We start from the raw sequence: 14,746 nt of genomic DNA on the forward strand, positions 1-14,746 counted from the left end.
TTACCAACAGCATTTACCTACCAAATCCTTATTCATTGATTATTAAAAAATTTACCGTCATTTATTATTTTTAATCAATTGATTAAAACTATTACATTGAGCATCAACATCTGTTAGATTTTTTTATTTATTTGAGTAAACTAAAATTAATTTCAATAAAAGAAGGAAATTATCATGGGTATTATAAGTTGGGTTATTCTAGGATTAATTGCCGGCTGGATTGCAAAGTTTTTTATGCCACTAGGACGTGTAGGGGTTTTTAAAACTATTTTATTAGGCATAGCAGGAGCCTTAGTGGGTGGGTATATTAGCACCTTCTTTGGTTGGGGTAGTGTAACTGGATTTAATTTCCCTAGTTTGTTAATTTCAGTACTTGGATCGATTATACTCATTTATATCTATCGCCATTTAAAACAATAAGTTATTTTAATTTAAATTGGCGGGTAAACCGCCAATTTAAATAAGATTAAGGTTTGTATTTATAGTACATCATATTTCTTATCATCAACCTTAAAAACATCTATACAAACTCAACAAATTTAATTCAGTTATATTGTTATACGCATTTTCTCAATTTTGCTTACAAAGTTCTTAATAAGTAATTTCGTCATATCCAGAATTTTGTTATATTATCTAACAAAATCCATCAATTTTACCCTGTAGATTATAATGTTAAAAATATTCAATACATTAACACGAGAAAAAGAAATATTTCAACCAATTACCCCTAATAAAGTTGGACTCTATGTTTGTGGAGTGACAATTTACGATCTTTGTCATATTGGTCACGGACGTACTTTCGTTGCTTTCGATGTTGTCGCACGTTATTTACGTTTTTTAGGTTACGATTTAACTTATGTTCGTAATATTACTGATGTTGATGACAAAATAATTAGACGTGCGTTCGAAAATGGTGAAACCTGTGATCAACTTACAGATAGAATGCTACAAGAAATGTATACCGATTTTGATGCACTAAATATTCGTCGGCCTGATATAGAGCCTCGTGCAACTCATCATATGTCACAAATCATCAAATTAGTTGAAGAGCTTCTCGAAAAAAAACATGCATATATTGCCAATAATGGTGATGTCATGTTTTCGGTAGACAGCGATCCGAATTACGGTATTTTATCTCGCCAAAATTTAGAACAATTACAAGCTGGTGCTCGAGTTGAAGTTGTTGATGTTAAACAAAATCCAATGGATTTTGTATTATGGAAAATGTCAAAACCTAACGAACCAAGTTGGGATTCACCATGGGGTAAAGGTCGCCCTGGTTGGCACATTGAATGTTCAGCAATGAACAGCTATCAATTAGGCAATCACTTTGATATTCACGGTGGTGGTTCAGATTTAATGTTTCCGCATCATGAAAACGAAATTGCCCAATCAACTTGTGCGCATAACGGTCAATATGTAAATTACTGGATGCACTCTGGTATGGTAATGATCGACCAAGAAAAAATGTCAAAATCACTCAATAATTTTTTCACTATTCGCGATGTATTAAAGCATTATGATGCTGAAACAGTACGTTATTTCTTACTATCTGGTCATTATCGTAGTCAGTTAAATTATAGTGAAGATAATTTAAAACAAGCAAGAATGGCACTTGAGCGACTATATACAGCCTTGCGTGATACTGATGCGAATCATCCATATACGACACCTGACAGTAATTATTATCGCCAGTTTTGTAACGCCATGGATGATGACTTTAATACACCAGAAGCTTATTCAACGCTTTTTGACTTGGCTCGTGAAATAAACAAAGCCAAAGCCGATAATAATATGCAACTTGCTAATGAATTAGCAGCTGAGTTACGTTATTTATCAGCAGTACTTGGATTATTAGAGCAAGATCCTGTTAAATTTTTACAAGGTGATAAGCAAGATGATGTTGATGTAGCATTAGTCGAAGCATTAATAAAACAACGTAACGAAGCAAGAGCAAGCAAAAATTGGTCTCAGGCCGATGAAGCTCGTGACAAACTAAATGCAATGAATATTGTTCTTGAAGATAGTGAAAACGGCACAACATGGCGCAAAAAAGCTAAAAGCTAACATACTTAGAATTGATATTTTGATTAATAGATAAGATACTACATTAAACAGTATCAACCTTAAAATAGCACCCACAAATCTGTGGGTGTTTCTATTTGACATCAATGTAAAATTTTATTAATCGAAGTTAAAATGCCACGCAAAATATTTAGTTCCTGTTGTTCAATACGTGCACGTGTAAATAATCGACGCAAACGCCCCATAATTTGTCCTGGATGATTGGCATTAATAAACCCTGTCTGTAACAAAGTTTGTTCTAAATGCTGGTAAAATCGCTCTATATCAGCATCTATAGGAAACTCAGTTTCAGCCATATTCTCATTTTCCTTTTCAGATTGCTGATCTTCAAGATTGAGCATTGACATGCGAATTTCATAACACAAAACCTGTACCGACATGGCAAGATTTAAAGAACTATAACTAGGGTTAGCTGGAATTCCAACATGATAATGGCACTTTTGCAATTCTTCATTAGTTAAACCAACACGCTCACGCCCAAATACCAAAGCGACTTGAGTATGGAGATTTGAGGCTTCTTGAATAATCTTATCGCCACACTTTTTGGGAGTTAAATATGGCCACTGTAAACTACGAGAACGCGCACTAGTACCAATCACTAAAGTACAATCAGCAATGGCTTGTTCAAGTGAAGAAAAGATTTGTGCATTTTTTATAATATCACTGGCACCTGCAGCTAACGAAATCGATTGAGAATCAGGCTTGATGATCGGATTAACTAAACAAAGGTTAGTTAATCCCATGGTTTTCATTGCTCTCGCAGCAGAGCCCATATTGCCTGTATGAGATGTTTCAACCAAAACAATCTTCACATTATCTAAATAACTCACATTGTCCTCATTAGAATATTATCTAAACCAAAAATAAAAAAACTTAAAAATTCAGTATGTACTAAAATAACATTAAGACGCATAATATTGATTATTATTGATACAATAAAAAGTATTAATAAAATTACTTTGTTTTTATTACAAAATAATTAACAACAAAACAAATTATTTGCTCAAATATCATTAATGGTGTAAATTAATATAAAATCTGAATTTTAGATAGAAACCACAAAAATAAGATTAATAACAAAATTATATTGATTAACCCAACATAATTTGACACTAAAGAATCATAAAACAACAGTATTCACCATCCTTTCAAAAAATTAATTATGATCTGAATATCACCAATAAACAAGTGATATTACTCTGGTTATGCGTTATGACTTAGAAGAAAAATGCGTTAAACTAAATAAATGGAAAGCACAATTAATAAACTAATTAGGGACTGTTGATCTTTGCTGTACATAAATTACTCAACAATACATTGGCAGCCACATTAACATAAATGCCAGTGATACCATACTGGCATAATTCCTTTCTAACTTATCGTATCTAGTTGATATTGAACGATATTGCTTGATTCTAGCAAAGGCATTCTCGACTAAATGACGATAGCGATAAAGGCACCTATCCATACTGCTTTTATCTATATCCTTACCATAATTACGTTTAGCAATCACCGTTCGTCCGCCTTTTTGACGAACAAAGCACCGAAAAGGCTCGCTGTCAGCTAGTTGTGATAAATGTTTGAAAATATCAACTAATATTCCTTTTTTAGACCACAAATTAAATCGCCTATAGACGGTGCTCCATCCACCAAACTCTTCTGGCAAATCTCGCCAAGGAATACCGGTTCTCATTCGGAAAAGGATCCCTTCAAACGTCATCCGATGCTCGGATTTATTATAAACTCGGCCGGTATTTTTCATTATTTGTAGTAGCTTTTCCCACCGTTTATCTGTTAGCATTGTTCTTGGCATGATGAATCGAGTTATGGTTGTTTTTGACAGAATTATTATAACTCACATCATGCCGTCTAAAAAATAATCACGAAAGATCAACACGCCCTAGCAAACTCGAAAACAACGCAATAAAATTTAACATAAGTGCAAAGTTCGTCACACATTTGATAAACCAAATAATGAAGCCACAACCGAAAGGGTAATAACTTTTCCTATAATTTAATAAAGCTAAATTACCATAAATTGAATTTTTTGATTACTGCATTGTGCGCTATTTCATAAAATGGGTAAAAAACCGATCAATGCACACATAATGCTCCATTGTTACCATCAGAAGAAGCATAATAGGCGCTACCATAAGCTGAACTAATACGATACTGCCAACCAAGCGACAAAGGGTAAGGCTCTGTTGACCAATAGTATGATTCAGTAAAATCACTATTATGATAATAATTTTTACGAGTACTCCCCCATTCTGCAAATAAACTGCCACCAATTCGACGCTGATAATTATTAGGTTGTCCTGGTAAACCACCACTCCAAAATCGATTATTGCCATTAGTCATATCAATAGTATTTGCGACATGGTAACCGGCCTTTTCCAAAGTCATACAAAATTCTTTAGCATCAAGATAACTCATTTCTTCAGAATTTGCTATAAACCATTTATCTATCTTAAAACTGTATATTTTGTTCTTTTTTGCTTTATCCGCATAAATAATAAATGTAGTAGGAACCGCTGTTGCTGCTTGTTCTACTGTTGAAGTATAGCTTGGCCCCATTAAATCAATTCTAGCAATATTGGCCAGCTTTCCTTTTTCGTGAGTAACATTAATATTAATGCCTGAATCCACTGGTAATTTAGTGTAAGTAAACTCACGGGCAAGCCCTCCGGCTGTCATTAAATAAAAATGTAACCCATTCGCCGCTGTATTTGGAAAGTTCATAAATGGTTGTTGGATATTTTGTGGTTTAAACCCATGATATCTATCCCATTGCTCAGCAGGACCAAGATGCGTACCATAGCTATGGTTCAAATTAGGCTGAGAAAAACAAGTATAAGGATCATTAACTTTAGGGGAAATATAATAGGTAACACTACTACCAATAAATTTACCTGATGAAGCAGGGATACCATATCGCGTGGATAATGTTGCATCATCACTTTTTAAGTAAATGCTATAAGGCGCATAACAAGGATCTAATATTTGAGCATAATTTCTAATTTGTTTACCATCAACATTTCTAATATCTATAGTCAATTCACCACCAGTTACAGTAATTTCATCACCATCATCATCTCTTGCTAGCCCAAAACTTAATAGAACATCATTTAATTTAGCCTTTTTAGTATGATCCATTGGATTTTCCTTATGCTTTTTGGGAAGAAACATCTTAATATCATTTACGCTTTGATTTTCCTCTGGCAGTATAATTGGGCTACTTTTTGATGAACGGTGATTACTTTTATCATATTTTCTACCATCAGACAGTGTAATACTTAATACTCCACTCATGCTATTTGCTTTGCTCTTGTTGTCATCGAAAGTTAAATACGGTGCACTACCGTGGATTACATTTGTCGTAGTAGCCGACAATACAGCTATAGCATTACCTGATAGAATTGTCTCACATAAGAATATCGTCATCAATTGCAACGCATAATGCTTAACGTTCGATTTTAATAAAATTCTTTGTAAGGCGGCATGGGAAGTAATTTTTGCTATTAGTATTCGTTTTGACTTTTTTAGCAAACTTATTAACTTCAATAATTGCATTAAATATAACTTATTAAGCAATAAGCAAACAGTAACAAGAAGAATACAAACTTTTCTGCCTATTCCAAATGGGTATTTAATCATTTTACTACCAACCATTCCATGGATTATTATTTTATAAATGATTTTAAAACAACTTTTGAGATCCATTCACAAAAAAAGAAAAGAGCAACTTATCGGTTATTATAAACACACCAGCTCTATCTATTGCCGTATACTACCATAAAAATTCAATTATTTACAAACAAAGGATACTTTGATAGTGCCTTTATTTTTTTGCTTGTTATAATACAAACTATCTTTTTTAAATAACTAATAAAAAATGGCTACAAATCCTTTATTATCTTTGCGAAATAAAATTAATAAATTAGATAAAACATTGTTAGAGCTTATTGCCCATAGGCGCCAACTTTCAACGCAAGTAATTCATACGAAAATTGAAGCAAACATTCCTGTGCGCGACATTGATCGTGAGCGTTCACTTATCAGAGCCTTAATCAATGAAGGCAAAGACTATCATCTTGATGATATTTTCATTAAACGCTTATATCAATTAATTATTGAAGATTCTGTACTATTACAACAAAAAATCTTGCAAGAAAAACTTAATCTCAGCACAATCACCACAGCCAAAGTTGCCTTTTTAGGCCCCAAAGGATCTTATTCGCATTCTGCTGCTCGCCGCTATGCTAGCACTCACTTAGATGAAATGATTGAATTAAGCTGTTCAACCTTTAAAGAGATTTTTGAACAAGTCGAAAATAATGCCGTAGATTATGGAATTTTACCAATAGAAAATTCAAGTTCTGGCTCAATTAATGAAGTTTATGATTTATTGCAAAAAACTAATCTACATATTATTGGTGAGCTCTCTTTACCTATTGATCATTGTGTTCTTGCTATACAAAATTCACAGCTAGAGCAAATCGATACTATTTATAGCCATCCACAACCATTCCAGCAATGTAGTAACTTCTTAGAGAACTATCCTCATTGGAAAATCATATACTGCGATAGTACTTCATCAGCAATGGAAACTGTAGCTAAATTGAATCAACCTAATGTTGCAGCTATGGGAAATAAAGATGGTGGTGAATTATATGGGCTACAAGTCCTTGAACATAATTTTGCCAATCAAAAAGAAAACATTACTCGTTTTATTGTGTTAGCTCGTCAGCCAATAGAAGTATCTGATCAAATCCCGGCTAAAACCACAATTCTCATGAAAACAGGTCAGCAAGCAGGTGCTTTAGTTGATGCGCTATCGGTATTACGTAACCATAACATTGTTATGACTAAACTTGAATCACGACCAATTCATGGTACGCCTTGGGAAGAGATGTTTTATATCGATTTGCAAGGTAACATTCATTCTTATGAAATGCAAACAGCTCTCAAAGAATTGGCATCAATGACTTTATATACTAAGGTACTAGGGTGCTATCCTAGTGATTCTATTGTTGCTGCAATGTAATGGCTATGACAATACAATACTTTTCGCAAGCTGTCCTGACGTGGTATGAACAATATGGCAGAAAATCGCTACCATGGCAGGTCGAAAAAAGCTCTTATCATGTTTGGTTGTCTGAAGTGATGCTACAGCAAACCCAAGTTGCAACGGTTATTCCTTACTTTAATCGTTTTATTGAGCACTTCCCACAAATAACAGATTTAGCAAAAGCGCCAATTGATGATGTATTGCATCTTTGGACAGGACTTGGTTATTATGCAAGAGCACGTAATTTACATAAAGCAGCACAATTAATTGTGGATAAATTTAATGGCATGTTCCCTACAAAGTTCGATGATGTCGTCGCACTTCCAGGCATAGGACGCTCAACAGCTGGTGCAATTTTATCTCTTGCACAAAATCAACATTATCCAATTTTAGATGGCAACGTAAAACGTGTTTTAACCCGATATTTTGCTGTTGAAGGTTGGCCTGGTATTAAAACTGTCGAAAATAAACTTTGGCAATTAAGTGAACAAGTCACACCAAAACATAAGGTAGCAAAATTTAATCAAGCTATGATGGATATTGGGGCTATGGTTTGCACACGCACTAAACCTAAATGCTCCTTATGCCCATTGCAAACCCATTGTCTAGCATATAAAACCGAAAGCTGGCAACTCTATCCCACAAAAAAAACTAAAAATGCCATTCCCCAAAAGACAGCCTATTTTTTAATGCTAGAATATGATCATACAATTTGGCTTGAAAAAAGGCCTCCGTCTGGTATTTGGGGAGGATTATATTGTTTTCCTCAATTTTCAAGTAAACAAGCAATAACTGACTGGTTAAAAAAACAAGGTATCGAAACAACAGCACCAAAGCAACTTGTTGCATTTCGCCACACATTTAGTCATTTTCACTTAGATATTTTTCCTATTTATTGTGTCATTACCAAGTATACAAAATGTTTTAATGAACATAGTGGCTATTGGTATAAACTAAAATCTAACAACGCAAAAATAGGTCTTGCTACCCCTGTTTATAACTTATTAAAACAAACAGTTTAATCACGATTTATTATCAATATTGGTGCACTTTTTAGTGCATCATTATTATTCTTGTTTAACTATAATTTGCTAAGCGCATTAGATCATGCGGCTTTAGTTCAGTTTACTTATTTTATGGTTGGATTGTTATTTCTGAAATAGATTCTTAATCTATTAAGTATCATAATTTATTTTTATACTGAAACACATACTTACCTGAAAGTTTTTGACAGCCACAATAATAACTAGATATAAGTTTAAATTAAATATGCATAGCATATTTGATCAGTTGCTTTTTTAATAGCTGACTATTATCAATAACATTCATACCAATTGTTCTTAACGTCTTTTTCAACAAATTATCACCATTAAACATATCTTGAATAGTTTGCATGGCCGTGAGCATAACTAACGCATCTTTGCGACGATTAAACTCAAATGATTTTAAATTTTTTACAAGCCCAATATCTTTATTAGTTTCAGTTAATTGTTTAATGGTTGAAACTAATAAAGCAGAATCTTGAAAACCTAAATTTACCCCTTGCCCCGCTAAAGGGTGAATAGTATGAGCTGCATCGCCAATAAGTACTAACCGATGCTTAATAAATTGTTTAGCAAACCGCGCTTTTAATGGGAATACCATTCTAGAGTTAATTAACTGACATTTACCGACTTTATCACCAGTCAACCGAAATAATTCGTTCGAAAATTCTGATTCAGAAAGTGAAGTTAAAGTAGACGCATTATCTGGTTTTGTCGACCAAACTAAACAACTTTTATTTACATTCCAAAGAGGAAGAAAAGCAATAATTCCATTGGGATAAAACACTTGCCTAGCACAGGATTGATGAGGATATTCAGTTTGAACAGTTGTAATCACAGCATGATGAAGATAATCACGCTCAAGAACAGAAATATTTTCACTCCTACGCACCCAAGAATGAGCACCATCAGCCCCTATCATTAATTTAGCTTGTAAAACAGCTTTATTTGCAAGTGTCAAAAAGACAAAATCATCATTAAATGTACAATCAACTGCTTCATGGCTATAAATTTTAATATTCGAACAGTTTAAGGCAAACTGGTAAAGATAATGAGAAATGACATTATTTTCAATTATGTATCCAAGATTAGAATAACCGTAATCTTTGGCTTGGGCAGACAAATGAGCTTGACCATTTTTTTCCCATACACCTATCTCAGTAAATTCCTGTACACGCTTGCTATTGCATAAATCATCCCATATACCAATTTTTGAAAAGTAGCGCTGGCTAGCGCCATTAATAGCAGAAGCTCTAATACTTATTTCAGCATGAGGCAAGAATTCATGCTGACAAAGTTTAGTATCTATAATCGCAATGTTTAAATCACATTGGCTAAGTGCACAAGCAGTGGCTAAACCAACTAATCCACCACCAACAATTACTACGTCAAATTGTAAATTCATACTAAATAAATGCAACTATTTATTATCATCTAACTTATTATCACTTTTTGATTCAACTTCGTCATCATTCATCGCTTTTTTAAAGCCTTTCAACGCTAAACCAAGATCCGAACCTAAATTACGTAACTTCTTAGTGCCAAATAATAAAATCACCACGGCAAGAAACACTAAAAGATGTGGAATGCTAAAAGACATGATCAAATCCTCTCAATAAATACAACGCTCTGTTAGGATAAGCTTTAAAACAGATTATATAGGAAACTGATTATACTCTTTTTGTGAAGGGATTTCATGAATAGTTCAAAAATAAAAAAAGACCTGTATAAAACTATACAGGCCAACATGAAATATAAGGAATATAAGGAAAGAAAACAATGAAAAATCCTTACCCTGCTTATTATCCATTTTTTTTCGCTTTCGTCAACGTTTTTATTTATTTTTTCAATTTAAATTATTTCTACATAGAAAATATAAATCAAATAAAATCATAATAATATAAAAAAGCCACCATTAAGATACCTTTGATAAATATCAAATAAACAATAAAAAAACTTTAATTAACACAGCAATAAATATTTTTACACAAAAATACGCATTTTCGAGCAGAAAAAAAATAAATAACTTTTTTTCCCAAAAAAATCAACAGTCATAAAAAAAATGAAAAAACAAGATAAAAAAACAAGATATAAAATAAAAAAACAAATTAGCATAGGAATAAAACCAAACTAATAGATTTTCAATGTTATTAACGTATACAAAAACAAAAAAAATACATTATAATTAATAAACTTATGCAAGAAATAATGGTTCAAAGATGAATACAATTAAAAATAATAATATTAAAACTTTTAAAGATAGACTATATAGCTCAATGCAAGGTTTATCTGTATCAGCCTTCGCTAAAAAATGTGATATGTCAGAAACAGTAATCCGAGATTATTTATCTGGTAAAACATATCCATCACTTACACGTTTAGAAGTTATTGCTGAAAAATGTAATGTTTCCTTTAATTGGCTTGCTACTGGACATAAATTAGAAGTATTAGATCCTAAAGACAGTGAAGAAGTCTATAACGAAAATATTTATCGTATCCCCGTATATAAAAAACAGTTACCAACAAAAGAAGAAGCACAAAAAGAGCGTTTTGTTAGAGAAACGCCTCCAGTAATGAATTATCCTATTGTTGAAGGTTGGGTTAAGCATCGAGGTTTGGATGCTAAAAAATTAATTATATACTGGGCTAAAGGCGATTTAATGTCACCAGAAATAAAGAATAATAACGGGTTGATTCTTAATACAGAAATAAATGAGATTATTGATGGTGCAATCTATTTAATTGAATATGAAGATATTACCTTTTTGAGAAAGATTCGTTTAACTCTCAATGGATGGTTGTTAATCTGCAATAATAGCCAATATCCGACTATTGAAGTACCTAAAGTAGACTTTCATAAATATCATATTGTTGGACGCGTTGTACTTATTATAAAAGATATATTTTAAGACCATTAGTGGCTATATATTGACGCTCAATATATAATCATAATATGAGGGAATATAAAACATCATATTTCCTCATCAGCTTTTTAATATTTATAATATTATAAATCGCAGATATATCTAAAATTTCATGTAACAATTTAATGCATAGATAATTTACATATATTTGCGCTATCCTCGTTTTTTATATCATTGATTGTATTATCAATGGAAAACTCTATTATTTGTCAGGCCGAATATGTATCGATTTTTTGAAAAATTAGTATCACCTTATCCAAAAGTTGAATATCAATGTATGCCTAAAAATTTTTTTAATTTCATATGGCAATCAACTAAAGGAACTCGCTTATTTCTACTATTATTAATTATTCTTAGTGCATTCGCTGGTGCTTTTGAAGCCTTTTTATATGCAACTCTTGGTAGGGTTATTGATTGGCTTGCAGCTGTTGAACCTAGCAAATTTTGGCAACAAGAAAAAACAACATTAGTAATATTAGCTTTAATCATCATAGCAAGTACAATTATTATTGGATTACAAACTATTATTAAACATCAATGCTTAGCCGGCAATTTCCCAATGCGAATGCGCTGGAACCTTCATCGGTTGGTACTCAATCAAAGCATGCGTTTTTTCCAAGATGAATTTGCTGGTAGAATATCCGCCAAAGTCATGCAAACAGCGCTTGCAGTTCGTGATACTTGCTTTTTAGTGACGGAGATTTTTATCTATGTCTTTATTTCGTTTATTACTATGGCAACAATCATCGGGCAATTAGATCTTTGGCTATTAATTCCATTTATAGGCTGGTGTCTAATTTATGGTATTGCTATGTATTATTTTATTCCTCGTCTAAGTAAAGTTGCTAGCATGCAAGCAGATGCTCGTTCTACGATGACAGGAAGAGTTACCGATGCCTATACCAACATCATGACAGTAAAACTTTTTTCTCATGCTGGCAATGAGGCAAAATACGCTAAAGAATCAATGGATGATTTTTTAGTCACTGTCAATAAACAAATGCGCTTAGTCAGTAGCTTTGAAATTGTTAATCATTTAATGTCTATTTTGTTGATACTAAGCACTACAGGTATTGCCTTATGGCTATGGAGTAATCAATTAATTGGTGTTGGTGCAATTGCAACAACAACCGCTGTAGCGCTTCGATTAAACGGTTTTTCACATTGGATTATGTGGGAATTGGCAGCACTATTTGAAAATATTGGTATAGTCAAAGATGGAATTAACACTTTTTCAGCCGCTAAAACAGTTATTGATCAACCTAATGCAACATCACTTCATGTTACCCAAGGGAAAATCGAATTTAAGCACATCCATTTTGCTTATGATAAAAAACAACACAATTCAATTATTGAAGATTTAAATTTAACAATCAAACCCGGTGAAAAGATTGGTTTGGTCGGTCGTTCTGGAGCTGGAAAATCAACGCTTATTAATTTATTACTTCGTTTTTACGATTTACAAAGTGGTAATATTTTTATTGATGGTCAAGATATTACTGCCGTTAGTCAAGAAAGCTTACGTTCTAAAATCGGTATGGTGACACAAGATACTTCGTTATTACATCGCTCAGTACGAGAAAACTTACTTTACGGTAACAAAAATGCTTCTGAAAAGGAGATGAGAGAAGCAGCCAAAAAGGCTCATGCAGATAAATTTATTCAAACACTCGTTGATACAAGAGGTAAAACAGGATACGACGCATTTGTTGGTGAACGGGGCATCAAATTATCAGGAGGACAAAGGCAACGTATTGCCATTGCTCGCGTCATTTTAAAAAATGCCCCTATTTTATTATTAGATGAAGCAACAAGTGCATTAGACTCTGAAATTGAGCAAGCAATTCAAGAAAGTCTATACACTTTAATGGAAGGCAAAACCGTTATTGCTATTGCCCATCGATTATCTACAATTGCGGCAATGGATAGACTGATCGTACTTGATCAAGGTAAAATCATCGAACAAGGAACCCATCAAGAGTTATTAAACAAGAATGGTTTATACGCACAGCTTTGGAAACATCAGAGCTGTGGTTTTTTAGCCGATAACATTTAATTTACAAAGAAGGTCAGGACTTATACTAAATATAAAATATATGTGTCCTGACTACACTTTATTAATTAATAAAATTTTTATAGAATTCCGATTCAAATCGCATGACTGCACTATTTTTGGGTTCTCCTTTATTATCAGCTTGGTATCCTGATAATAGCTGCACAAATGCAACATATTCCCCTTCAGACTTTTGGATAAATCCAGCTAAGTTATAGCAACCTTGAATATAACCTGTTTTGGCTCGTATTGTTTCTTTAAAAGGTGCTTGATTAAGACTTTTTCGATTCTGCAAAGTACCATCAACTCCAGCAATTGGTAACATTTCAATAATTCTTAATTTTGTATTATTAGCTGCAATATATTGTAGAATTTCCATTAACTTATCGGCGCTAACCAAGTTTAATCTAGATAATCCAGAACCATCAGCAATAACTAAATTTTCTAGATTTATACCCGCTTTTTTACGTAAAATTTGCTTAACAGCATCACCGCCATTACGCCATGTACCTTGAACATTATAATAATGGGCACCTAAAGTCCTAAATATAGCATCTGCATACAAATTATTTGATTTTTTAAGCATAACTGTCAACAATTCAGAAAGTTGAGCTGATTGGCTAGAGGCTAATAATGACAACTGAGCATTAGTCCTTTGATTACGTTCAATAATAGTTCCTGTATACGTTATTTTTTTTTGTTTAAGCTCATTTTTTAAAATTTTCGAAAAATATTCAACACTATCAATTACTGCAAATTTTAACGGTATTTTATCTGAACTTACAGCAATGCATCCTGATAAATGGTAATGGTTTTTATCTGAGTAGTTTACATCTAATTCACAATATTTATCATTTAAATCCTTACTATTAGCAGCAATAGTTCTGACATCACCAGTAAGAATAATAGGAGTATTGGAAGATACCGTAACAGAGGCTTTGGAACCGACCTTACCCGGAATAATGGTTGCATTAAAACAGTTATTATCAATAATAGCTGCAGATGGCGGAGCACTATAACATGCAGTTAAGTTATTCCAGGACCAACCCGATGCTTTATCATGACTTGTAAAAATTGAAGTATCCAAAATCACATTTCCTGAAATTTTCTCAATACCTTTTTGGCTCAGTGTTGCAATCATGCTTTTTAATCGATCACGAGTAAAAGTTGGATCTCCACTTAATTGAATAATAAGATCACCATTTAACTGTTTATTACTTATTGAGCCATTGGTTTGTATACGAGTTATAAAACGGAAATCATTACCCAGTTCAAGCTGAGCAGCTAACGCAGTTATCACTTTTTGAGTGCTTGCTGGTTGTTTGAATTGATTACTTTTATATTTTGCTAATGTTTTAGGATTACGCCCAACAGATTGAACCAAAATGGATAAATCACTTCCTTTAGGTAAAGAAGATATATAAGGCTCTACTGGTTGTGCATATAATAATCCCGAAATAAAAGGAAGAAGAGTAAGAATAATTATCCTAAATTTTGTCATAAATACTGGCTCAAAATATTATTAAATTAAAACAGTTAAATAAGACTTGCAAATATAACTTTTTTTGAT

General features: G+C 32.8%; 12 protein-coding genes. 6 read left to right on the top strand and 6 right to left on the bottom strand.

Features of this window, described 5'->3' with window-relative positions; genetic code table 11:
- The first annotated feature begins 174 nt into the window (after positions 1-174).
- Both ACGH6S_RS00760 and cysS read left to right on the top strand, forming a co-directional pair.
- The gene (locus tag ACGH6S_RS00760) at positions 175-420 is read left to right on the top strand and encodes a GlsB/YeaQ/YmgE family stress response membrane protein (protein ID WP_065560625.1); all 246 of its coding nucleotides are present in this window, start codon (positions 175-177) and stop codon (positions 418-420) included.
- 249 nt (positions 421-669) lie between these two features.
- Positions 670-2,067 (top strand): cysteine--tRNA ligase, encoded by a 1,398-nt coding sequence (gene cysS / locus ACGH6S_RS00765; RefSeq protein ID WP_411578164.1) that lies wholly within the window; start codon positions 670-672, stop codon positions 2,065-2,067.
- Between the two features lie 101 nt (positions 2,068-2,168).
- Here cysS and trmJ read toward each other — a convergent pair whose 3' ends face one another.
- The 3 genes from trmJ to ACGH6S_RS00780 all read right to left on the bottom strand — a co-directional run bounded on the left by trmJ (position 2,169) and on the right by ACGH6S_RS00780 (position 5,742).
- The gene (gene trmJ, locus ACGH6S_RS00770) at positions 2,169-2,858 is read right to left on the bottom strand and encodes a tRNA (cytosine(32)/uridine(32)-2'-O)-methyltransferase TrmJ (protein ID WP_051634114.1); all 690 of its coding nucleotides are present in this window, start codon (positions 2,856-2,858) and stop codon (positions 2,169-2,171) included.
- 533 nt (positions 2,859-3,391) lie between these two features.
- Positions 3,392-3,898 (bottom strand): transposase, encoded by a 507-nt coding sequence (locus tag ACGH6S_RS00775; protein WP_411578165.1) that lies wholly within the window; start codon positions 3,896-3,898, stop codon positions 3,392-3,394.
- A 281-nt stretch (positions 3,899-4,179) separates the two neighbouring features.
- Positions 4,180-5,742 carry a hypothetical protein gene (locus tag ACGH6S_RS00780; protein WP_411578166.1) on the bottom strand — a complete coding sequence of 521 codons (1,563 nt, stop codon included), beginning with the start codon at positions 5,740-5,742 and terminating at the stop codon, positions 4,180-4,182.
- Between the two features lie 238 nt (positions 5,743-5,980).
- Between ACGH6S_RS00780 and pheA the strand changes: the two genes are divergently transcribed.
- Together pheA and mutY are read left to right on the top strand one after the other, a co-directional pair.
- On the top strand, positions 5,981-7,132 hold the full coding sequence (gene pheA / locus ACGH6S_RS00785; RefSeq protein ID WP_411578167.1) for a bifunctional chorismate mutase/prephenate dehydratase: 1,152 nt from the start codon (positions 5,981-5,983) through the stop codon (positions 7,130-7,132).
- A 5-nt stretch (positions 7,133-7,137) separates the two neighbouring features.
- Complete coding sequence (gene mutY, locus ACGH6S_RS00790; protein ID WP_411578201.1) at positions 7,138-8,178, top strand: A/G-specific adenine glycosylase; 1,041 nt, start codon at positions 7,138-7,140, stop codon at positions 8,176-8,178.
- Between the two features lie 241 nt (positions 8,179-8,419).
- Here mutY and ACGH6S_RS00795 read toward each other — a convergent pair whose 3' ends face one another.
- Complete coding sequence (locus tag ACGH6S_RS00795) at positions 8,420-9,604, bottom strand: FAD-dependent monooxygenase (RefSeq protein WP_411578168.1); 1,185 nt, start codon at positions 9,602-9,604, stop codon at positions 8,420-8,422.
- A gap of 15 nt (positions 9,605-9,619) precedes the next feature.
- Positions 9,620-9,799, bottom strand: coding sequence for a Sec-independent protein translocase subunit TatA (locus tag ACGH6S_RS00800; protein WP_034909727.1), 180 nt, complete (start codon positions 9,797-9,799; stop codon positions 9,620-9,622).
- Positions 9,800-10,418: 619 nt separating this feature from the next.
- Between ACGH6S_RS00800 and ACGH6S_RS00805 the strand changes: the two genes are divergently transcribed.
- Together ACGH6S_RS00805 and ACGH6S_RS00810 are read left to right on the top strand one after the other, a co-directional pair.
- Positions 10,419-11,108 (top strand): helix-turn-helix transcriptional regulator, encoded by a 690-nt coding sequence (locus tag ACGH6S_RS00805; protein ID WP_034909729.1) that lies wholly within the window; start codon positions 10,419-10,421, stop codon positions 11,106-11,108.
- Positions 11,109-11,343: 235 nt separating this feature from the next.
- Positions 11,344-13,179: an ABC transporter ATP-binding protein gene (locus ACGH6S_RS00810; RefSeq protein ID WP_411578169.1), complete on the top strand. Its 1,836-nt coding sequence runs from the start codon at positions 11,344-11,346 to the stop codon at positions 13,177-13,179.
- A gap of 61 nt (positions 13,180-13,240) precedes the next feature.
- Here ACGH6S_RS00810 and dacB read toward each other — a convergent pair whose 3' ends face one another.
- Positions 13,241-14,677 carry a serine-type D-Ala-D-Ala carboxypeptidase gene (gene dacB, locus ACGH6S_RS00815; RefSeq protein WP_065589526.1) on the bottom strand — a complete coding sequence of 479 codons (1,437 nt, stop codon included), beginning with the start codon at positions 14,675-14,677 and terminating at the stop codon, positions 13,241-13,243.
- Between the last annotated feature and the right edge of the window lie 69 nt (positions 14,678-14,746).

The sequence above is a fragment of the Gilliamella sp. BG3 genome (assembly GCF_046635605.1).
GTDB lineage: Bacteria > Pseudomonadota > Gammaproteobacteria > Enterobacterales > Orbaceae > Gilliamella > Gilliamella bombi.

What these genes read in the sequence shown, in the direction of transcription:
- mutY (WP_411578201.1), top strand. Translation starts at nt 7,138, where the DNA reads ATGACAATACAATACTTTTCGCAAGCTGTCCTGACGTGGTATGAACAA.
- pheA (WP_411578167.1), top strand. Translation starts at nt 5,981, where the DNA reads ATGGCTACAAATCCTTTATTATCTTTGCGAAATAAAATTAATAAATTA.
- ACGH6S_RS00780 (WP_411578166.1), bottom strand. Translation starts at nt 5,742, where the DNA reads ATGATTAAATACCCATTTGGAATAGGCAGAAAAGTTTGTATTCTTCTT.
- cysS (WP_411578164.1), top strand. Translation starts at nt 670, where the DNA reads ATGTTAAAAATATTCAATACATTAACACGAGAAAAAGAAATATTTCAA.
- ACGH6S_RS00800 (WP_034909727.1), bottom strand. Translation starts at nt 9,799, where the DNA reads ATGTCTTTTAGCATTCCACATCTTTTAGTGTTTCTTGCCGTGGTGATT.
- ACGH6S_RS00810 (WP_411578169.1), top strand. Translation starts at nt 11,344, where the DNA reads ATGTATCGATTTTTTGAAAAATTAGTATCACCTTATCCAAAAGTTGAA.
- ACGH6S_RS00760 (WP_065560625.1), top strand. Translation starts at nt 175, where the DNA reads ATGGGTATTATAAGTTGGGTTATTCTAGGATTAATTGCCGGCTGGATT.
- ACGH6S_RS00795 (WP_411578168.1), bottom strand. Translation starts at nt 9,604, where the DNA reads ATGAATTTACAATTTGACGTAGTAATTGTTGGTGGTGGATTAGTTGGT.
- trmJ (WP_051634114.1), bottom strand. Translation starts at nt 2,858, where the DNA reads ATGGGCTCTGCTGCGAGAGCAATGAAAACCATGGGATTAACTAACCTT.
- ACGH6S_RS00805 (WP_034909729.1), top strand. Translation starts at nt 10,419, where the DNA reads ATGAATACAATTAAAAATAATAATATTAAAACTTTTAAAGATAGACTA.
- dacB (WP_065589526.1), bottom strand. Translation starts at nt 14,677, where the DNA reads ATGACAAAATTTAGGATAATTATTCTTACTCTTCTTCCTTTTATTTCG.
- ACGH6S_RS00775 (WP_411578165.1), bottom strand. Translation starts at nt 3,898, where the DNA reads ATGCCAAGAACAATGCTAACAGATAAACGGTGGGAAAAGCTACTACAA.